At 64.6% G+C, this 18,956-nt stretch carries 24 protein-coding genes, 1 pseudogene and 1 riboswitch; of the genes and pseudogenes, 15 read left to right on the forward strand and 10 right to left on the reverse strand.

Going from position 1 to position 18,956, the window contains the following annotated elements:
* Positions 1 to 86: 86 nt before the first annotated feature.
* Positions 87 to 266: a hypothetical protein gene (locus JQ591_RS14275; protein WP_211396639.1), complete on the reverse strand. Its 180-nt coding sequence runs from the start codon at positions 264 to 266 to the stop codon at positions 87 to 89.
* A 96-nt stretch (positions 267 to 362) separates the two neighbouring features.
* Complete coding sequence (locus tag JQ591_RS14280) at positions 363 to 608, reverse strand: hypothetical protein (RefSeq protein ID WP_211396640.1); 246 nt, start codon at positions 606 to 608, stop codon at positions 363 to 365.
* 300 nt (positions 609 to 908) lie between these two features.
* On the opposite strand from JQ591_RS14280, the gene JQ591_RS14285 reads away from it, so the two are divergent.
* From JQ591_RS14285 to JQ591_RS14305, 5 genes and pseudogenes are all read left to right on the forward strand, one after another.
* Positions 909 to 1,361 (forward strand): nuclear transport factor 2 family protein, encoded by a 453-nt coding sequence (locus JQ591_RS14285; protein WP_211396641.1) that lies wholly within the window; start codon positions 909 to 911, stop codon positions 1,359 to 1,361.
* Between the two features lie 221 nt (positions 1,362 to 1,582).
* Positions 1,583 to 2,023 carry a nuclear transport factor 2 family protein gene (locus JQ591_RS14290; RefSeq protein ID WP_038947455.1) on the forward strand — a complete coding sequence of 147 codons (441 nt, stop codon included), beginning with the start codon at positions 1,583 to 1,585 and terminating at the stop codon, positions 2,021 to 2,023.
* Positions 2,024 to 2,237: 214 nt separating this feature from the next.
* Positions 2,238 to 3,157 (forward strand): annotated as a pseudogene (locus JQ591_RS14295) (hypothetical protein).
* Between the two features lie 236 nt (positions 3,158 to 3,393).
* The gene (locus tag JQ591_RS14300; RefSeq protein WP_211396642.1) at positions 3,394 to 3,816 is read left to right on the forward strand and encodes a hypothetical protein; all 423 of its coding nucleotides are present in this window, start codon (positions 3,394 to 3,396) and stop codon (positions 3,814 to 3,816) included.
* A gap of 285 nt (positions 3,817 to 4,101) precedes the next feature.
* Positions 4,102 to 4,239: a hypothetical protein gene (locus JQ591_RS14305; RefSeq protein WP_187437467.1), complete on the forward strand. Its 138-nt coding sequence runs from the start codon at positions 4,102 to 4,104 to the stop codon at positions 4,237 to 4,239.
* 39 nt (positions 4,240 to 4,278) lie between these two features.
* Here JQ591_RS14305 and JQ591_RS14310 read toward each other — a convergent pair whose 3' ends face one another.
* The 3 genes from JQ591_RS14310 to JQ591_RS14320 all read right to left on the reverse strand — a co-directional run bounded on the left by JQ591_RS14310 (position 4,279) and on the right by JQ591_RS14320 (position 5,556).
* Positions 4,279 to 4,425 carry a hypothetical protein gene (locus JQ591_RS14310; protein WP_007596790.1) on the reverse strand — a complete coding sequence of 49 codons (147 nt, stop codon included), beginning with the start codon at positions 4,423 to 4,425 and terminating at the stop codon, positions 4,279 to 4,281.
* Positions 4,426 to 4,624: 199 nt separating this feature from the next.
* Positions 4,625 to 5,104: a MaoC family dehydratase gene (locus tag JQ591_RS14315; RefSeq protein WP_211396643.1), complete on the reverse strand. Its 480-nt coding sequence runs from the start codon at positions 5,102 to 5,104 to the stop codon at positions 4,625 to 4,627.
* Complete coding sequence (locus tag JQ591_RS14320) at positions 5,104 to 5,556, reverse strand: MaoC family dehydratase (protein WP_211396644.1); 453 nt, start codon at positions 5,554 to 5,556, stop codon at positions 5,104 to 5,106. Before JQ591_RS14320 ends, JQ591_RS14315 begins: the two co-directional genes overlap by 1 nt.
* Before the next feature lie 178 nt (positions 5,557 to 5,734).
* On the opposite strand from JQ591_RS14320, the gene JQ591_RS14325 reads away from it, so the two are divergent.
* Complete coding sequence (locus JQ591_RS14325; protein WP_211396645.1) at positions 5,735 to 6,031, forward strand: DUF4282 domain-containing protein; 297 nt, start codon at positions 5,735 to 5,737, stop codon at positions 6,029 to 6,031.
* Between the two features lie 149 nt (positions 6,032 to 6,180).
* Here JQ591_RS14325 and ychF read toward each other — a convergent pair whose 3' ends face one another.
* From ychF to JQ591_RS14345, 4 genes are all read right to left on the reverse strand, one after another.
* On the reverse strand, positions 6,181 to 7,278 hold the full coding sequence (gene ychF, locus JQ591_RS14330) for a redox-regulated ATPase YchF (protein ID WP_211396646.1): 1,098 nt from the start codon (positions 7,276 to 7,278) through the stop codon (positions 6,181 to 6,183).
* Between the two features lie 5 nt (positions 7,279 to 7,283).
* Positions 7,284 to 7,889, reverse strand: a complete 606-nt coding sequence (gene pth / locus JQ591_RS14335) for an aminoacyl-tRNA hydrolase (protein ID WP_211396647.1) — start codon at positions 7,887 to 7,889, stop codon at positions 7,284 to 7,286.
* Positions 7,890 to 7,947: 58 nt separating this feature from the next.
* Positions 7,948 to 8,667: a 50S ribosomal protein L25/general stress protein Ctc gene (locus JQ591_RS14340; RefSeq protein ID WP_211396648.1), complete on the reverse strand. Its 720-nt coding sequence runs from the start codon at positions 8,665 to 8,667 to the stop codon at positions 7,948 to 7,950.
* Between the two features lie 183 nt (positions 8,668 to 8,850).
* Complete coding sequence (locus JQ591_RS14345) at positions 8,851 to 9,102, reverse strand: accessory factor UbiK family protein (protein WP_007596812.1); 252 nt, start codon at positions 9,100 to 9,102, stop codon at positions 8,851 to 8,853.
* 169 nt (positions 9,103 to 9,271) lie between these two features.
* Between JQ591_RS14345 and JQ591_RS14350 the strand changes: the two genes are divergently transcribed.
* From JQ591_RS14350 to JQ591_RS14385, 8 genes are all read left to right on the forward strand, one after another.
* Positions 9,272 to 10,003: a dienelactone hydrolase family protein gene (locus tag JQ591_RS14350; RefSeq protein WP_211396649.1), complete on the forward strand. Its 732-nt coding sequence runs from the start codon at positions 9,272 to 9,274 to the stop codon at positions 10,001 to 10,003.
* 14 nt (positions 10,004 to 10,017) lie between these two features.
* On the forward strand, positions 10,018 to 10,863 hold the full coding sequence (gene lgt, locus JQ591_RS14355; RefSeq protein WP_211396650.1) for a prolipoprotein diacylglyceryl transferase: 846 nt from the start codon (positions 10,018 to 10,020) through the stop codon (positions 10,861 to 10,863).
* Positions 10,864 to 10,884: 21 nt separating this feature from the next.
* The gene (locus tag JQ591_RS14360; protein ID WP_211396651.1) at positions 10,885 to 12,003 is read left to right on the forward strand and encodes a class I SAM-dependent methyltransferase; all 1,119 of its coding nucleotides are present in this window, start codon (positions 10,885 to 10,887) and stop codon (positions 12,001 to 12,003) included.
* Complete coding sequence (gene pgeF, locus JQ591_RS14365; RefSeq protein WP_211396652.1) at positions 12,000 to 12,767, forward strand: peptidoglycan editing factor PgeF; 768 nt, start codon at positions 12,000 to 12,002, stop codon at positions 12,765 to 12,767. Before JQ591_RS14360 ends, pgeF begins: the two co-directional genes overlap by 4 nt.
* A gap of 113 nt (positions 12,768 to 12,880) precedes the next feature.
* Positions 12,881 to 13,507 carry a hypothetical protein gene (locus JQ591_RS14370; protein WP_211396653.1) on the forward strand — a complete coding sequence of 209 codons (627 nt, stop codon included), beginning with the start codon at positions 12,881 to 12,883 and terminating at the stop codon, positions 13,505 to 13,507.
* Positions 13,508 to 13,700: 193 nt separating this feature from the next.
* The gene (locus JQ591_RS14375; RefSeq protein ID WP_211396654.1) at positions 13,701 to 14,654 is read left to right on the forward strand and encodes a ribose-phosphate pyrophosphokinase; all 954 of its coding nucleotides are present in this window, start codon (positions 13,701 to 13,703) and stop codon (positions 14,652 to 14,654) included.
* 284 nt (positions 14,655 to 14,938) lie between these two features.
* The gene (locus JQ591_RS14380) at positions 14,939 to 15,967 is read left to right on the forward strand and encodes a putative zinc-binding metallopeptidase (RefSeq protein ID WP_211396655.1); all 1,029 of its coding nucleotides are present in this window, start codon (positions 14,939 to 14,941) and stop codon (positions 15,965 to 15,967) included.
* On the forward strand, positions 15,964 to 16,998 hold the full coding sequence (locus JQ591_RS14385) for a D-alanine--D-alanine ligase family protein (RefSeq protein WP_211396656.1): 1,035 nt from the start codon (positions 15,964 to 15,966) through the stop codon (positions 16,996 to 16,998). The genes JQ591_RS14380 and JQ591_RS14385 overlap by 4 nt, the downstream gene beginning before the upstream one ends.
* Positions 16,999 to 17,104: 106 nt before the next feature.
* On the opposite strand, the gene JQ591_RS14390 is transcribed toward JQ591_RS14385, so the two are convergent.
* A complete protein-coding gene (locus tag JQ591_RS14390) occupies positions 17,105 to 17,662 on the reverse strand; it encodes a 6,7-dimethyl-8-ribityllumazine synthase (RefSeq protein WP_211396657.1) in 558 nt (185 codons plus the stop codon).
* A 76-nt stretch (positions 17,663 to 17,738) separates the two neighbouring features.
* Positions 17,739 to 17,911: riboswitch (FMN riboswitch) on the reverse strand.
* 391 nt (positions 17,912 to 18,302) lie between these two features.
* Between JQ591_RS14390 and JQ591_RS14395 the strand changes: the two genes are divergently transcribed.
* A complete protein-coding gene (locus JQ591_RS14395) occupies positions 18,303 to 18,803 on the forward strand; it encodes a YbjN domain-containing protein (protein ID WP_211396658.1) in 501 nt (166 codons plus the stop codon).
* Positions 18,804 to 18,956 lie beyond the last annotated feature (153 nt).

Here is an 18,956-nt window from a genome sequence, read left to right on the forward strand (position 1 = left end):
ATGACGATAGCCACAGGGGAAGGCGCGCGATGTGAGCTGGCTCACGCCCGGCCGAGAGCCCGGGACGTGAGGCAGCCGGGACCGGCTCAAAGCTGGCGAAAGAAAACGAGATAGATGGCGAGGCCGATCGTCGAGAATGACAGCATGACGCCGAGCCAATTGTATTTGACGCCCGGAGAACGGGAAGCCTTCCCCACGAAAGCGACGAGGAAATACAGGAACAGGATTGCGAGGACCAAACCCCACAAGGACTTCCCGACGTCCATCGTCGCCTCGCCTGATTCAACCCCAGCGTTCGCGAATGGAATTTACCATCGAAGCATGCCGGATAGAAGACGGCGGGAGCACAGTTTTCCGTGCCGTTACAGCTTCCCCTGCCCGTTCACCTGGCTCTGCTGTTGCTGCCGCCTCTCCTGCTCCTGCTGCTCCTTGGCATGATGCCGGCCGTAGAGGCAGCCGGCGGCGGCACCGAGGACGCCGTGGTGGCCGGCATAGTGGCCGGCGACGCCGCCGACGACGGCACCCTTGATGCAGCCCTTGGCGTTGGCGGCGGAGGTCGCTCCCAGCATGAGCAGCGCTGTGGCGACGGCGAGAAGCGGTGATTTCATGGATCGAGGTCTCCGGATGCGGTGTCGCAATCTCAACGGACACGGGCCGGTCAGGGTTCCTCGCGTTCGCTGCCGCACGGCGTTGCGCGCGCACCCCGTGCTTCGCGCGCCAGGCAGCCGAACGCGGCATGAATTCGTGCAGGCGCGCGGCCGTTCAACCCGCAATTGCAGCCATGAACCTGGCATTGCGCTTGCGCGTCATATCGTCTGCAACATCCCTGTGGTTTTGCGGATTGCCGGTGTCCGAGGCCGCGCGTTAGCTTTGCGCGAAGTCCACACGGCCGATGAGGGACGGGCGGAATGACGGTCGAGAAGCTCAATCGCCAGCGTGTGCTGCATCTGCTCGATGCCATCGCGCGCAGCGATCTCCAAGCCGCGCTGTCGTGCTGCACCGACGACGTCGACTTCCTCACCCACGCGCCGATCGACGTGCTGCCGCACATAGGTCCCTGCCACGGCAAGAAGGAGCTTGGCGAATTCTGGCGCACCGTGCAGGAGCGATACGCCGAGATCCGCTACGAGGTGCCGCAGATCGTCGCCGAGGGCGACACGGTTGCGGCCTATCTGCGCGTGTTCTTCAGGAAGCGCAGCAACGACCGCATCGTTCAGGTGGACATGGCCGTGTTCTACACTTTCCGCAACGGCCAGGTGGCGCAGATCCGCGAGATCATCGATTCCTACGATCTGGTGCAGCAGGTGCTGGAACGCGAGATCGGCCCGCTGATCCTGGGCGAGCGGGTGGACGGGGGCTAGCTCTCTCTCCGACCGTCGTCTTGGACCGGTAAAATACGGGGTTCTATTGTAAATCTCACAAGCCGCGATCAATTGTGCATTGCGAAAACGTGAATTGCGTTTTGGCCGAAATCGCGTATATCGTTCGTATACAAATGAGTTGAGCGACCCCGCGGCACCTTTTCTGTGCGCTTGGGGTTGTTTTTGTTTCTTTCGCAAAGCCAGCGTCAGGACTGCCCAAAATGACAGAGCACAGCCTCTGGCGTTTCTCGCGCGCGTTGCACCGCGCGATCAACGACCGGCATTTCGAGGACATCGAGGCCTTGATCGACGAGGACGTGGAGTGGGCGCTCTACGGCCCGATCGACATGTTTCCGTTCCTCGGCGCGCGCCAGGGCAAGGACGCCGTGCTCGACGTCATCCGCCAGCTCGCCGACAATTTCCAGGTCCGCCGCTTCGACCGCGAGAGCATCATGCTCGGCGTCGATTCCGCCGCCTCGATGCTGCGCTATTCGCTGACCGCGCTGGATTCCAACAAGCCGATCAGCTTACGGGTCGCGCAGTTCGCCCAGTTCAGGGCCGGCAAGCTCACCAGCATGCGCGTGCTGATCGACACGTTTGACCTGGTCGAGCAGGCACTCGGCCGCGCCATTCATCTACCGAAGATGACCAGCGTCGGCTGAAAGGGATACTAACGGGCCCCGCTGTTCGGGACCGATGGCTGATGCTCCCCGCGACGCGTCCTGGCCTCCAGCCCCGCCGGATGCAATCGTGGAGAAGCTCGTCATCGGGCGCGCGCCTTTCGCGCGGCCCGTTGGTTCGCGTTTGATGGAACCGCCACAATTTCGCAACGATGGTTCCGCATCCTCGGCAGGAACTGGGCTGACGGGCAGGACGATGGAATTCTCGACAGGTTTTGGCTGGACCAGGCTGCCGGTGCTGGCGGCCGCTTTCATCCTGGGATCGGTGCTGACGGTTTCGGCGCAGATCATTCCGCCCTTCTCCCCCGGCCCGGCCGCTGCGCCCGACGACGACGAGGCCGAGACGGCGGAGGCCCCCAACGTCAACGACCCCGACGTGCTGAGCGGTATCGACGTCGACAAGCTCGACTGGGGCCAGCTCGCGATCGACGCCGGCACGCTCAACGACATCATCGCCGCCAAAAAGCGTGCGCAGGCCGCCGCCAAGGACGGGCTGAACTGGGCGACGAACGCCAACGCCAACGGCTCCTCGGCGGTGACGGTGAAGCAATCGGTCTCCTCATTCTGGGACGCCCGCATCGGCGCCGACATGACGGTAACGAGCGAGCCGCGGACGATGTCCGAGCTCCTGGCACAGAAGGCCACCAATGGCGGCAGCGTGCCCCAGTCGTCCGGCAGTGCCTGGGCGGCCGCGACCGCGCCGGGCGCGGGCGCGATCTGGGACAAGACCGCGGTGGAGGCCCGCGTCGATCCCGGCGCCGAACAGAGCAAGCTCGGGGCGTCGCTGACCAAGTCAGTGCCACTGACGGGAGACACGTCGCTGACGCTCCAGAACGGCTACAGCGTCAACCAACAGGGCACCACGGCGCTCCCCGGCGTCGGCGGTCACATCACGCGCAATTACGAGACCGACCAGTCGGCCAAGGTCACCCTCACCGACACCGGCACCAGCATCACCGCGGGCCAGTCGCTGTCGACCACCGACGACAAATGGCTGCGCAAGGTCGGCGCCGAGCAAAAACTCTTCGACAACGCACCGTCTCCGGCTCGGTCGGCGAGACATCGCAAGGGGCGATCAACAAGAGCCTGACGGCGGGTTTCAAGAAGAGCTGGTGAGCGTGCTTTCGCCTCTCCCCGCAAGCGGGGCGAGGGAGCACCGACCGGGCCGCGCATTCGCTTCGGCGCCACGGCGTTCAGACTCCCGTAACCATACGCCACGGCAAAACCCCCGAATGGACCGCCCTTGCCGCACCTCGGCCAAGTTCCGGCCAAAATCCGACGCCCTAGTCCCAGACTGACGTCGTCGTGCGGGGGACACTCGCGCCGCGCTCAACGCGAACAGGGGAATAACGATGAACGCCATGCGTCCGGAAAAGACCGAAACCACCGAGACCGAGACGATTGACACCAACCTCGCCGCAGTGACGGAAGTCGAAGCCGGCATCCGTGACTTCGTCCGCAACGACATCGCCTATCTGCGCCGTCCGGCGTCGACGACCACGGACGCGCCGCCGCTCGATCCGAGCGCCGAGGCCACCGTCACCAACGTCAACTCGCTGATCCAGCGCGTCGCCGGCACCTCGCTCGCCGAGATCGAGAATTTGATCTCCGAGCTCGAGAGCCTGCGCGACCTGCTCCACGCCGAAGGCCAGCGCGTCCAGCGCGAGATCTCCGGCTACGCCCAGCTCAGCCAGGCCGCGATGAAGTCGACCCGCATGATCGCCGACAACGTCTCGCAGTGGAAGCGCGCCGCCGACGGCCTGCGCAACAGCTGATCGCCGGATTCCGCATCACCAGCCGCCGCGTTCCGAAAGGGGCGCGGCGGTTTTGATTCGTGGGGCGTGCATGCGCACGCAGTCGTTCCAACAACGGTGTCATCACCCGCGAAAGCGGGTGATCCAGTATCCCACAGACAGTGAGGTCAGAACCGAGACGCCGCGGCGTACTGGATGCCCCGCTTTCGCGGGGCATCCAGCGGAGGGTTTTGAACTTCCCGCATTCCCCCGGCGACTAATGCCAGGCGCCCGCAGCCTTTTGCGGCCGGGCTCGGGGGACATTTCATGGAAAGCATTCGGCCCGACAACACGGACCCGATACCGCTGCGGCCCGCGCCGAACCAGTTCGGCACGATCATGCTGCGTTTTGTCGGATTGCTGGCGGTTGCGATCGCCATATTGGCGTTCGTCTATAGCCGCTGAAGCGGGGCCTGAAGCCGGCCCCGGAGAGTTAACGAAATCTTACCGGGCGGCTTCCACAGTCGAGGCTTCCAGGGTGTAGGCGCCATCGGCATAGCCCTTCACCACCATGCCGGCGACCAGCATCACGGCCAGCGTCGCGGTAGCAAAGATGAATCCGACCAGCTTGAGTGCGCCGCGATCTGCCATGGTCCTCGTCCCCTGTACTCTGCCCAGTTCGTTCAAATAGACAGCGACAGGTTCATAATTGGTTAGCAACTCGATGGTTCCGCCAACTGCTTCGCGGGAAAACCATGTTGCGCAGGCTTATGGCAGCCACCCGGAATCGCGTCCATAGCGCGCGGGCAACACTCGCGCGCTCTTTTCGGCTGTTCATCTTGGAACAGGTCTAACCCTTCGCACGCATCGGAACGAAGGCATTGGCGGTGATGGCGTAGACGTCCTCGCCGCGCTGGTTGGTGCCGGTGGTGCGGGCGGTCAGGATGCCCCAGCCGGGTCGCGAGGCGGAGCTGCGCTTGTCGATGACGACGTTGGCGTAGGCGACGGTGTCGCCGGCGAGCACCGGCCTGATCCAGCGCAGGTCGCGAAAGCCCGGCGACGGGCCCCATACCGCGACCTCCTCGCCGCGCGAAGCGGCTTCCCGCGCCAGACGCTGGCCGTCGGCGACAAGCAGGCTCATGCAGGCCGAGCCGACATGCCAGCCCGAGGCCGCGAGCCCGCCGAACAGCGAGTTCTTGCCCTCCTCCTCGTCGAGGTGGAAACGCTGCGGGTCGAACTTCGCGGCGAACGCCTTGATGGAGTCCGCCGTGAAAATGTAGGCGCCGATCTCTCGACGATGGCCGATCTCGATGTCCTCGAAGAACCGCATCAGACCGCCCCCTCGCGCCGCTTGATCAGGATCGGCGAGGTCATCTCGCACAGCGCATCACCCCTGGCGTTACGCACGGTGCATTTGAACTTGACGATGCCGAGCTCCGGGCGACTCTTCGAGGTGCGGGCCTCCACGATTTCGACGTCGAGCATGAGGTCGTCGCCGGGTCTCAGCGGCGACAGCCAGCGCACCTCCTCGACGCCGGGAGATCCCAGCGAGGCGGCGCGGGTAATGAAACCGTCGGCCATCATCCGCATCATCAGCGAACAGAGATGCCAGCCCGAGCCGGACAGCCCGCGCAGCATGCTTTTGCCGGCGGCCTCCTCGTCGAGGTGCATCGGCTGCGGATCGAACTCGGCGGCAAAGGCCAAAATCTCGTCGCGGGTGACATGGCGCGGGCCGAATGTTCCGAACCGGCCGGGCGGGAAATCTTCGAAGGTCAGGGTCATCTTGGGAAAGGTTTGAGGGAATGACAGATTGTGGCCGCACTTTGCGGCAATCTCAACCCGCCGGCCCGCATGGCTCGTGCTACATTCGGCGCACCGGCGTCGGACTTGAGTCGGATCGATCAGGGGCCACGATCCATTTGCAAGGCCCGACAACACCCGAATTGCCCTGGGGAGAGCAATGTTTTCATTCAGCGACCTGTTTCAATGGGACCGCTTCATCACGCCGACGATCATCAAGACCTTCTACTGGCTGGTGATCGCGCTGATCTGCCTGTTCGGCCTCTCCGGCATCTTCTCCGGCCTCGCGATGATGGCGATCAGCCCGTTCGGCGGTTTCCTGATGCTGCTGTCGTCGATCGCGAGCGTCGTCGTCGGGATCGTGTTCTCGCGCATTCTCGCGGAGCTGATCCTGATCATCTTCCGCATCAACGAGCATCTCGGCGCGATCAGGGATCAGGGCGGCGGGTTGCGGTGAGGCTTCCGTGTCCCGGACGCGGCGCGGCATGAAATGACGCGACGCAGAGCCGGGACCCATGCATCCCTAATCAAGAGTCCTGGGCCCCGGCTCTGCAGCGCACCGCTGATGAAGCGCTGCGCTGCGTCCGGGGCACAAACTCCAGAATCTTACGTATTGAACCTGAAATGCATCACGTCGCCGTCGGCGACGACGTATTCCTTGCCTTCGAGGCGGAGCTTGCCGGCATCGCGGGCGCCGGCTTCGCCGTTGAGCGCGACGTAGTCCTCATAGGCAATGGTCTCGGCGCGGATGAAGCCTTTCTCGAAGTCGGTGTGGATCACACCGGCCGCGCCCGGCGCCTTGGTGCCGCGATGGATGGTCCAGGCGCGCGCTTCCTTCGGGCCCACCGTGAAATAGGTGATGAGGTCGAGCAGCGTGTAGCCGGCGCGGATCAGGCGATCGAGGCCGGCCTCTTCGAGACCCAGCGTCTCCAGGAAGTCGGCGCGTTCGTCACGTGAAATGGTGGCGATCTCGGATTCGATTTTTGCCGAGATGACGACGGCAATGGCGCCTTCCTTGGCAGCCTGGTCCTGCACCGCCTTCGAGAACGAATTGCCGGATGCGGCCGAGCCTTCCTCGACGTTGCAGACGTAGAGCACGGGCTTGGAGGACAGCAGGCCGAGCATCCCGAAGGCGCGCTCCTCCTCCGCCTTGCGCTCGACGAGACGCGCGGGCTTGCCCTCGCGCAGCAGCACCAGCGTACGATTGACGAGGTCGAGCTGCTCCTTGGCGTCCTTGTCGTTGCCCTTGGCCTTCTTGGACAGGTTGTCGACGCGCTTCTCGAGGCTGTCGAGATCGGCGAGCATCAGCTCGGTCTCGATGGTCTCGATGTCGGCGAGCGGGGCGATCTTGCCCTCGACATGGGTGATGTCGGAGTCCTCGAAGCAGCGCACGACATGCGCGATGGCGTCGACCTCGCGGATGTTGGCGAGGAACTGATTGCCGAGGCCTTCACCCTTGGACGCGCCGCGCACGAGGCCGGCGATGTCCACGAAGGTCAGCCGGGTCGGGATGATCTGCCCCGATTTGGCGATGGCCGAGAGCTTGTCGAGCCGCGGGTCCGGCACCGCGACCTCGCCGACATTCGGCTCGATGGTGCAGAACGGATAGTTCGCCGCCTGCGCCGCGGCCGTCTCGGTCAGCGCGTTGAACAAGGTCGATTTGCCGACATTGGGCAATCCGACGATCCCGCATTTAAATCCCACGAGCGTTATTCCTTGCCGTTGTCGTCCTTGGTCAAAAATCCCTTCGCCTGCATGGCGAGATGCACCCTGTTGGCGAAGGTCGCGTCCGTGCCTTTGGCAACCAACGCCGCGTGCTCTGCCACCGCGTCGCAGAGCGTCGCCACCCAGTCGTTGTCGGCTTTGGCGAAGTCCGACAGCACATGGCCGTGCACCAATTCCTTGACGCCGGGATGACCGATACCGAGCCGCACCCGGCGGTACTCGTTGCCGATATGGGCGGAGATCGAGCGCAGGCCGTTGTGGCCGGCGATGCCGCCGCCGATCTTCACCCGCACCTTGCCCGGCGGCAGTTCGAGCTCGTCATGGAATACGGTGACGTCGCCCGGCGCGATCTTGAAGAAGCCTGCCGCTTCCTGAACGCTGCGGCCGGACTCGTTCATGTAGGTCATGGGCTTGAGCAGGATCACGCGCTCAGTGCCGAGCGTGCCTTCCGAGGTCTCGCCCTGAAACCTGCGGCGCCAGGGTGAGAAACCATGACGCCGCGCGATCTCGTCGACGGCCATGAAGCCGACATTGTGCCGGTTACGTGCGAATTTCGGGCCGGGATTGCCGAGCCCAACAAAGAGTCGCATGACGCGGCGCGCCCCTCGCTCGGCGCGCGGTCAGGGACCGCGCGCCAGCTTTGAGAGATTACTTCTTCTTGTCGCCGCCGGCGGGAGCCTTAGCAGCCGGGGCCTTGGCAGCCGCTGCCGGAGCAGCAGCACCCGCAGCCGGAGCAGCACCAGCCGCCGGAGCAGCAGCACCCGCAGCAGGAGCAGCAGCCGCAGCCTTCAGCTCTTCGGCGTAGCCGGACGGCGGCACAATGGTGACGAGGGTCGCGTCCTCGGAGGTCAGCGCCTTCACGCCGGCCGGCAGCTTGATGTCGGAGAGATGCAGCGAGTGGCCGATCTCGAGCGAACCGACATCAGCCTCGATGAACTGCGGGATGTTCTCCACGCCGCACTCGAGCTCGATCGCATGCGCAACGATGTTCACGGCGCCGCCGCGCTTCACGCCGGGCGAACCTTCAGCCTTCACCACATGCAGCGGAACGCTGATGCGGATGGTGGCGCCTTCGCCGAGCCGCATGAAGTCGACGTGAATCGGGAAGTCCTTGACCGGATCGAGGTGGTAGTCGCGCGGAATCACGCGGTGCTTGTTGCCCTCGAGGTCGATGTCGACCAGCGTGGTCAGGAACCGGCCGGCGAGGATGCGCGTGCGCAGTTCGCGATCTTCGATCGAGATCGTCAGCGGGGGCTGGTTGTTGCCGTAGATCACTCCGGGCACTCTCCCGGCGCGACGCTCAGCCCGGGCGGCCCCCTTGCCGCTCTTCGGACGTGCGGTCGCCTTCAATTCCTTGACGGTCGCCATAACGTTAAGTCCTTGTTTTTGCAAAAGTTAATGGGCCGCAAGGCGGCCCATGGCATACGCCGCAGCAAGCCTCCAGGGGTGCGGGGGCCGCGGACGTGCCGGGCTTTTACCCGGAAGATGCGGAAATGACAAGGAGAATGGGCCGTCGGGCGGAACCCGATAGCCCGGATGGAGCCGCCGGAATTACCCGCCGAGCTTGGCCTCCAGCGCCGCGATGCGCGCCTTCAGAGCCTCGTTCTCCTCACGCGCCAGGCGCGCCATGTCCTTGACCGCCTCGAACTCCTCGCGCTTGACCAGGTCCATGTCGCGCAGGAATTTTTCGGCCTGGGTGCGCATCACCGTGTCGAACTCGCGCTTGACGCCCTGCGCGGCACCGGCGGCGTCGTTCATCAGGCGGCCGATCTCGTCGAAAAACCGGTTGTTGGTCTGGGTCATGTCGGTCTCCTGGCGGCTTTCGATGAAGTCTGCGCGAACTCGCGGGGAGACAATGGCAATCCGATTGGGCCGGTTCAAGGGCCGATCAGCGGTATCCTTGTCATGCCCCGGTTTCCTTGCAATCGTATTCAACGTCCCTGCATAAGAAGAATCACAAAAGGCGCTCGAGATGATCGACCAGCAGATCGCGATCCCCACCAAGGACGGTCACACCGCAACCTTCATCAGCCATCCCGAACGCGGCGGGCCGTTTCCGGTCATCCTGTTCTACATGGACGCGCCGGCGATCCGCGAAGAGCTGCGCGACATGGCGCGCCGGCTCGCGACATCGGGCTATTACGTGATGCTGCCGAACCTCTATTACCGTTCCGGCGTGATGGAGCTCGGCGCGCTGCCGGCCGATCCGAACGCGCCGGAGCGCAAGCGCATGTTCGCGCTGATGGACTCGCTCACGATACCCATGATCATGGACGACACGAGGGCGCTGCTCACCTATGCCGAAGGCCAGGCGGCCGCCAACACCAGGCTGATCGGCACTGTCGGCTACTGCATGAGCGGCCGCTACGCCGTCAACGCCGCCACGCATTTTCCCGATCGCGTCAAGGCCGCCGCCTCGGTCTACGGCACGAAGCTCGCAACCGACCATGACGACAGCCCGCATCTCGCGGCAGCCAAGACCAAGGCAGAACTCTATTTCGCCTGCGCCGAGACCGACATCTACGCGCCCGCCGAGATCATCGAGAAGGTGAAGCAGGGCATGAGCGGCGCCAAAGCCGAGGTCGAGATCTTTCCCGGCACCCATCACGGCTTCGCCTTCCCCAAGCGTCCGGTCTATCACCGCGACGCCGCCGAGCGGCATTGGGAGCGGCTGCTGGCGCTCTATCGCCGCAATCTCGTTTAAGTCTAGCAGGCCTGATGCCCTTTCTGCTCATCGACTTTCCCGCCTTCAAGCCGATCGCGATCGAGATCGGTCCGTTCGCGATCCGCTGGTATGCACTGGCCTATATCTGCGGCATCGTGTTCGGCTGGCTCTATGCGCGCTCGCTCCTGAAGAAAGAGCGGCTGTGGGGCGGCCCTGCACCGATGTCGCTGGTGCAGATCGACGACTTCATTCTGTGGGTGACGCTCGGCATCATCCTCGGCGGCCGCACCGGCTACGTGCTGTTCTACAATCTGCCCTTCTTCATCGACCATCCCGCCGCGATCTTCAGGCTGTGGGAAGGCGGCATGTCGTTCCACGGCGGCTTCCTCGGCTGCGTCGTCGCGGTGATGTGGTTCGCCTATCGCAATCACATCCCGATCCTGTCGCTCGGCGACATCACCACAGCCGTCGCCCCGGTCGGGCTGCTGCTCGGCCGCATCGCCAATTTCATCAATGGCGAATTGTGGGGCCGCGCCGCCGACCCGGAGCTGCCCTGGGCGATGATCTTCCCCAACGACCCCACCCAGCTGCCGCGCCATCCGAGCCAGCTCTACGAGGCCGGCATGGAGGGCATTTTGCTGTTCGCGGCCCTCGCGATCATGATCCGCTTCGGTGCCCTGAAGCGGCCGGGCATGATCCTCGGGGCGTTCATCCTGATCTATGGTCTGAGCCGGATCGCCGGCGAGCATTTCCGCGAACCGGACGTCCAGCTCGGCTTCCTCTGGGGCGGATTAACCATGGGCATGCTGTTGTCGATCCCGATGCTTATTGTCGGCGGCATACTTATTGTATTGGCAGTGAGGCGCGGTGCGCCGAAGCCCGCAGGGGCTATCAGTTAATTCCTTTCGAGAAGATGGGCCGTGACCGACCAGCCGCTACTCAACGAAATCAAGGCGCTGATCAAATCCTCAGGCCCCATGCCGGTCTGGCGGTACATGGAACTGTGCCTGATGCATCCGCGCTATGGCTATTACGTCTCGCGCGATCCCCTGGGACGAGAAGGCGACTTCACGACCGCGCCCGAGGTCAGCCAGATGTTCGGCGAGCTCTTGGGCCTGTGGACCGCCTCGGTGTGGAAGCAGATGGGCTCGCCACAATTCCTGCGGCTGATCGAGCTCGGCCCCGGCCGCGGCACCATGATGGCGGATGCGCTGCGCGCGCTCCGCGTGCTGCCGCCGCTCTACCAGGCGCTCCACATCCACATGGTCGAGGTCAATCCGGTCCTGCGCGAGCGGCAGAGTGCGACGCTGTCGGGCGTGCGCAACATCGCCTGGCACGACCGCATCGACGACGTGCCTGAGGGACCGAGCATCATCCTCGCCAACGAATATTTCGACGTGCTGCCGATCCACCAGATGGTCCGTCACGAGAACGGCTGGCACGAGCGCGTGATCGAGGTCGACGCCAACGGAAAACTTCAATTCGGCGCGGCGGCCGAGCCGACGCCGCGCTTCGAGGTGCTGCTGCCGCCTCTGGTGCGCGCCGCGCCCGTCGGGGCCGTGTTCGAATGGCGGCCCGATGCGGAGATCATGAAGCTCGCCAGCCGCGTGCGCGACCAGGACGGCGCGGCGCTCATCATCGATTACGGCCATCTGCGCAGCGATGCCGGCGACACTTTCCAGGCGATCGCGCGCCACAGCTTCACCGATCCCCTGAAGGCGCCGGGCCAGGCCGACGTCACGGCCCATGTCGACTTCCAGGCGCTCGCGCGCGCGGCCGAGGATGTCGGCGCCCGCGTGCACGGCCCGGTGACGCAGGGCGATTTCCTCAAGCGCGTCGGCATCGAGACCCGTGCAGCCGCGCTGATGCAGAAGGCGGCGCCTGACGTCGCCACCGACATTTCGATCGCGCTCAAGCGCCTGACCGATACCGGGCGCAGCGGCATGGGCTCGATGTTCAAGGTGCTCGGCATCTCCGAGCCGCGGCTGACGGCTATCGCCGGCCTCAGCGATCTCGAACGCGCCGGAGACGGTTCATGACGCTTGCTTCCTCGCTGCTGTCGGCGGTGCCGGGCCTGCGCCACGCCTTCTTCACCCGCGAGGGCGGCGTCTCAGGCGGCATCTATTCCGCGCTGAACGGCGGGCTCGGCTCCAACGACGATCAGGCCCTCGTCGCGGAGAACCGCCGCCGCATGGCCGAACATGTCGGCGTCGCACCGGAACGCTTTCTCAGCCTGCACCAGATCCATTCGCCCGACGTCCTCGTCGCCGACACCCCGTGGCCGAGCGGGCCGCGGCCGAAGGGCGATGCGCTGGTGACGAAGGTGCCCGGCATCGCGCTCGGCGTCTCCACTGCCGATTGCGGGCCGGTGCTGTTCGTCGATCCCGACGCGGGCGTGATCGGGGGAGCGCATGCCGGCTGGAAGGGCGCGCTCACCGGCGTGCTGGAGTCGACCATTTCAGCGATGGAAAAACTCGGCGCCTCGCGCAGCGGCATCATCGCCGCGATCGGCCCCTTGATCCGCCAGGACAGTTATGAAGTCGGCAACGAGTTCGTGGCGCGCTTCATCGAGGCGGATGCGGACAACGCCATGTTCTTCATCCCGTCGGCGCGCGAAGGCCACGCGATGTTCGACCTCGCCGGCTTCATCCGGAAGCGTCTGGAAGCCGCGGGTATCCTGATGATCGACGATCTTGGTCTGGACACCTATGCCGACGAACGCTTCTTCAGCTACCGCCGCTCGGTGCATCGCAAGGAGCCGGATTACGGCCGCCACGTTCACGCAATCGCGCTGGAAGCGTGAACACAAGGGCAACGTCGTGTCATTCCGGGGCGATGCCCGGGCGCGATGACAGTGACCTGTGGCGCCCCCGCCCTAGACGTTAATGCGTTTTAACGATATCGCTGCCCTCCATAATGAGGGACGCGTCATTCATCTTGCGCCGCGCGCGTTCGCGCGTGCTGGCGGTCATGCTGCTGACGGCTGCGACCGCGCTTGGCGGCTGTGCCGGTGGCGGTGGTGCCGCGAACTCCTATGCGATGGCGCCGAGCGCCGGCTCCGGGGCGACAGTCGCGTTCGAATCGATCGACGGGCCGCCGCCGCAAGTGTTCGACCGCATGGTCGGCGTGCTCGACACCGAATCCAAGCTGCGCAGCCTGTCCGTGGTCTCCCGCGAGGGGACGGCTGCCTACCGCGTGCGCAGCTACCTCTCTGCCCAGATCGTGCGCGGCAAGACCGTGATCGCCTGGGTCTGGGACGTCTACGACGCCAACCAGCAGCGGGCGCTGCGCCTTTCCGGCGAGGAACCGACCGCGGCCAAGGGCGGCCGCGATGCTGCCCGGGATCCTTGGGGCGCTGCCGACGACCTCGTGCTGCGGAAGATCGCCCAGGCCGGATTCAGCGGACTTTCCAACATGATCAACGGCACGCCGGACGCGCCGGGCGCGGCTCCCGGCTTGCGCGGGCCGGCGGTGGCGAGCGTGACCCCGGAGGCTCCGACGGCCGAGATGCCGGCCTCGGCACTGGGCTATGCAGAGCGATAACCCCCGCGAAACCACGGCCCCAACTTCCGGCCAAACCGTTGGCCGGATTCGGGATTTCGCAGGGAAAACGTAGCGTCCCGGGTTGCCATTGCAGCCCCCGGCCTGATATTTCCTCGCCCGTCGTAACCGTGCTTCCAGTGGGTATTGTTTGATGTTGAACATCGTGTCCAGCAAAGCGCGGGAGGAAGCGTCCATGTCGGCCAAGAACGGCTCCATCAAGCTCGTCGCCGGCAACTCCAATCCGGCTCTCGCACAGGCCATCGCGCAGGGTCTCGACCTGCCGCTGACCAAGGCGGTGGTACGGCGCTTCGCCGACATGGAGATTTTCGTCGAGATCCAGGAGAACGTGCGCGGCTCGGATGCCTTCATCATCCAGTCGACCTCGTTCCCGGCGAACGACCATCTGATGGAATTGCTGATCATCACCGACGCACTGCGCCGCTCCTCGGCGCGCCGCATCACCGCGGTGCTGCCCTATTTCGGCTACGCCCGGCAGGACCGCAAATCGGGTTCGCGCACGCCGATCTCGGCAAAACTCGTCGCCAATCTGATCACGCAGGCCGGCGTCGACCGCGTCATGACGCTCGACCTGCATGCCGGCCAGATTCAGGGCTTCTTCGACATCCCGACCGACAACCTCTACGCGGCGCCGCTGATGGTGCGCGACATCAAGGACAAGTTCGACCTCTCCAAGACGATGGTGATCTCGCCCGACGTTGGCGGCGTGGCGCGCGCACGCGGCCTCGCCAAGCGCATCAACACTCCGCTCGCGATCGTCGACAAGCGCCGCGAACGGGCGGGTGAATCCGAGGTCATGAACGTGATCGGCGACGTCGCCGGCTACACCTGCATCCTGATCGACGACATCGTGGACTCCGGCGGCACGCTGGTGAACGCGGCCGACGCACTGATCGCCAAGGGCGCCAAGGACGTCTACGCCTACATCACCCACGGCGTGCTCTCCGGCGGCGCGGCTGCCCGTATCACCAACTCCAGGCTGAAGGAGCTCGTGATCACCGACTCGATCCTGCCGACGGAGGCGGTGAGCAAGGCACCGAACATCCGCACGCTGCCGATCGCCAGCCTGATCTCGGACGCGATCGCGCGCACCGCCGCCGAAGAGTCGGTGTCGAGCCTGTTCGACTGATTTTCTTCTTCGCCTCTCCCCGCTTGCGGGGGGAGGCCGGAATTCGAGCGAAGCTTGAATTCCGGGTGAGGGGGACTCTCCGCGAGTCTAACTCTCACCGTCCCCGCGGAGACTCCCCCTCACCCCACCCTCTCAGCGTGAGCGAAGCTCGTCGCGGCCCCGCAAGCGGGGCGAGGGAGTGAGCGCTCCTTGCGCCCCTTACGACGCGGGCCTTGCGGGTTGTTGCCGGCTGCGGCCCATGACATCATCCGGATACCGAGTCATCTCTGCCCCCTGGATGCCTGATGCCACGCCGGAAATTTGCTTGGGAAAAGCTGTCGGATGACGAGTTGCTCAAGCAACGGCTCAGCAGCCTGAAGGTTACGGTCGAAGGCACCTGGCTGGAGGATTGCGTCAGCACGCTCCACGAGGAGCTCGAAGAGCGGGGCATCCGGCTGCGGCCGCACACGTGGATCTCGAGCGAATGGTTCAGTCCGGGAGGTGTGCCCGGCATTGCGATTCCGTTCTATCTCGCTCATCCGCGCCTGATGAAGCTCGAGAAGAAGATGATGTTCGACGTCGAGGGCGGAACCTGGCGTGAATGCATGGCCATCCTCCGTCACGAGGCAGGGCATGCCGTGCAGCACGGCTACGAGCTGCAGCGCCGCCGGCGCTGGCAGCAGCTGTTCGGCCCGTCGTCGAAGCGCTACCCGCGCTATTACCGGCCCAATCCGGCGAGCAGACGCTATGTCCAGCACCTCCGGCTCTGGTATGCGCAGAGCCATCCGGATGAGGATTTCGCCGAAACTTTTGCGGTGTGGCTGCGGCCCCGTTCGAACTGGCGGACGCGATATGCCGGTTGGCCGGCGCTGAAGAAGCTCGAATATGTCGACGAACTGATGAGCGAGATTGCGGAAAAGCGACCACCGATCACGACGCGAGAGCGTGTCGACCCACTGCGTGGTCTCAGCCAGACACTGGAGGAGCACTACAAGAAGAAGCAGGCGTTCTACGCCTTCACGCCAGCGAAGACCTACGATCGCGACCTCTCCAGGCTCTTCTCCGCCGATCCGCGGCACCACCGGGCAAAGCCGGCTTCGGTCCTGATCAGGCGGCACCGCGCCCAGATCAGGCAACTGGTCGCGCGATGGACCGGCGAGAATCAGTTGACGCTCGATGCCGTGCTTGACGAGATGATCTCCCGCTGCCGCGAGCTCGATCTGCGCGCCGTCGGCCATGAACAGAAGCTCGTTCTCGACTTCACCGTCCTCGTGACCGCCAAGACCATGCACGCGATGTTTGGGCCGTCTCGGCGAAAATGGATCGCGCTATGAGACGCCTCCGCATTCTGGTGCTCATGCATCCGGACTTCGTGCCCCCGGACTCCAGCGACGGATACACCGCGCAGGAAATCAACGCGTGGAAAACCGAATACGACGTCGTCAGTACCTTGCGCGCGGCGGGCCATGAGGTTCGCCCACTCGGCGCGCAGGAGGAAATCAAGCCGGTGCGCGAGGCGATCGAGGAGTTCAAGCCGCACGTCGTTTTCACGTTGCTGGAGGAATTCCACAACAACGTCGCATTCGACCAGCACATCGCCAGCTATCTCGAACTGATGAAGGTCGCCTATACCGGGTGCAATCCGCGCGGCTTGATCCTGGCGCGCGGCAAGGACTTGTCCAAGACGCTGGTGCATCACCGCCGGATCGCGGCGCCGGCCTTCGCCGTCTTCCCAATGCGCCGCAAGGTCAAACGCCCGACCCGTCTTGCGCTGCCGCTGATCGTCAAGAGCCTGAACATGGATGGCTCCTTCGGCATCTCGCAGGCATCGATCGTCGATACCGACGAAAAGCTGGCAGAGCGGGTCGCCTTCATCCACGAGCGGGTCGAATCCGCCGCCATCGCCGAGCAATTCATCGAAGGGCGCGAGCTCTATGTCGGCGTGCTCGGCAACAACCGGCTGCGCGTGCTGCCGGTTTGGGAATTGAAATTCGGCAGCATGGGCGGGCGCAGATCACGGCACATCGCCACGGAGAAGGCCAAGCATGACACCGACTACCAGGAGAAGGTCGGCATCGTCGACGGGCCGGCGAAGGACCTCGCCCCCGAAGTCACCGCTCGCATCCAGCGCGCCGCGAAACGCATCTACCGGGCGCTTGGACTGGATGGATACGCGCGCATCGACTTCCGTCTCGCAGCCGACGGCACGCCGTATTTCATCGAAGCCAACCCCAATCCCGAGATCGCGAAGAGCCAGGAGTTCGCTACGGCGGCGCAACATGACGGGCTCAAATATCCGGATCTCCTGCATCGCATCCTGACGCTCGGAATAAGCCGCGCCAAGGCAGGCGTATCCTTGGGCTGAAGGCAAGGGCGTGCGCCGCAAGCTTGCCGCCGATCTGGTCCCCTCCCGCCGACGACTTCAGAGAGACGGCGGCGGGATTGACCATCAGTGGCGTGTGAAGGGACGACTACACGATTCCCGCGGCGACCTGGCCGCGCAGGCGTTCGAGCCCCAGCAATGTCTCCGCACAGGCGGCCGCGACCTCGACGCCCTTGATCGCAAAATGCCTGCGGAAGAAATCGTAGTGCACCTCGGTCTCGTGGAATTGCTGCGGCGTCAGCACCGCGGAGAACACCGGCACCTCGGTGCGGAGCTGCACGTCCATCAGCGCCTTGATCACGGTGTCGGCGACGAACTCATGGCGGTAGATGCCACCGTCGACGACGAGGCCGGCCGCGACGATCGCGGTGTAGCGCCGTGTCTTGGCGAGGATCTGGGCATGCAGCGGGATCTCGAACGAGCCCGGCACCTCGAACACGTCGACATGATTGAGGTGGCGCGCTTCTGCCTCCTTCACGAAGGCGATGCGGGCCTCCTCGACCACGTCGCGGTGCCAGCAGGCCTGCACGAAGGCCACCCGCTGCGGTTTCGCGAAGCGCGGATGGTCTGGCGCCGGATCCTGCGGAACCGGCGATCGGGTCGTCTGGGACGTTTCGGCTTGGGGGTCTTGCAACATCTGATTCATGGCTTTCCTCAGTTAAGGACCAGAATCAGGGCACACGGAACGACAAGCAGCCGCATCCTGCGATGCGTCCGCCACCGACCGTTCTCTTTCATCCGGACTTTAACCGTCGGCTTCGGAGTTGCACCGAATCTGCTGACCCTTCCCTTCAGCAAATCCTTTTCAGGAAAAGTCTGGGAGAAGGCGCTCGCGGGCTTAGGCCTTTCGGCCCTTACCGCCGGTGGGGACTTTCACCCCGCCCTGAGAACATCGGCCGTCCGGAATGAACGGCCTGACTGGAAATATGACGCCGGTTCGGGGCCGCAGCAAGCGTGTTCCGCATGGGAAAACCGCATGGTCCCATGCCGGGATGGCGGGCGCGGCCCTCGCGCGGCGGAATTAACGATTTGCGCGCGGTCCGGGCGTCCGATTCCGGTTTGTTCTTTTCGTTAATAATTGTGGCCGAGATGAGCTGTGGACGAACGAGTCATGGCTTGTGGACGGACTCGGCAGCCAGTTGCGCAGATTCCGCAAATCACATCAGTTGATCCGCGACAAGCCCGCGCTGATCCGAAGGGATCGCCTTAGCAAGATTTAGGGGAGCGCGCGCCGGACCAACCGCGTGCGTATCAAAGACAACAAAAAGGCAAGAGGTCGAGACGGCATGTCCCTGCTCGAAGGCACTATCGATTCCAAAAACCATCCGCTCGCGGTGGTCGAGGATATCGCTGCCAGCAACAACTGGCCGTTCGAACGCTCCGGCGAAGACGAGCTCACCATTGTCTCCAAAGGACAATGGACAGACTACCAGATCTCCTTCACCTGGATGGGCGAGATCGAGGCGCTGCATCTGGCCTGCGCGTTCGACATGAAGATTCCGGTCGCGCGACGGGGCGAAGTGCAGCGGCTTGTCGCCGCGGTCAACGAGCAGTTGTGGGTCGGGCATTTCGACCTGTGGACCAACACCGGCATGATCATGCACCGCCAGGCCCTGGTGCTGCCAGGCGGGCTCACCGCCTCCACCGGCCAGTGCGAAGCCATGCTGGCCGGCGCCATCCACGCCTGCGAACGCTATTTCCCGGCCTTCCAGTTCGTGGTGTGGGCGGGCAAGACAACGTCGGAGGCCATGGACGCGGCGATGTTCGACACGGCAGGCGAGGCGTAGGGCGCCCTGCTCCTCAGCGCGTGAGGAAGCCATCGCTCCCTCCTCGCCGTCGTCCCGGCGAAGGCCGGGACCCATACCGCGTGATGCCGCTTGTGGCACGCGGCTTGTTGCCCACACCTCCATCCACTAAAACCACTCGTGGTTATGGGTCCC

The organism is Bradyrhizobium canariense (assembly GCF_018130465.1).
GTDB classification, from domain to species: Bacteria; Pseudomonadota; Alphaproteobacteria; order Rhizobiales; family Xanthobacteraceae; genus Bradyrhizobium; species Bradyrhizobium canariense_C.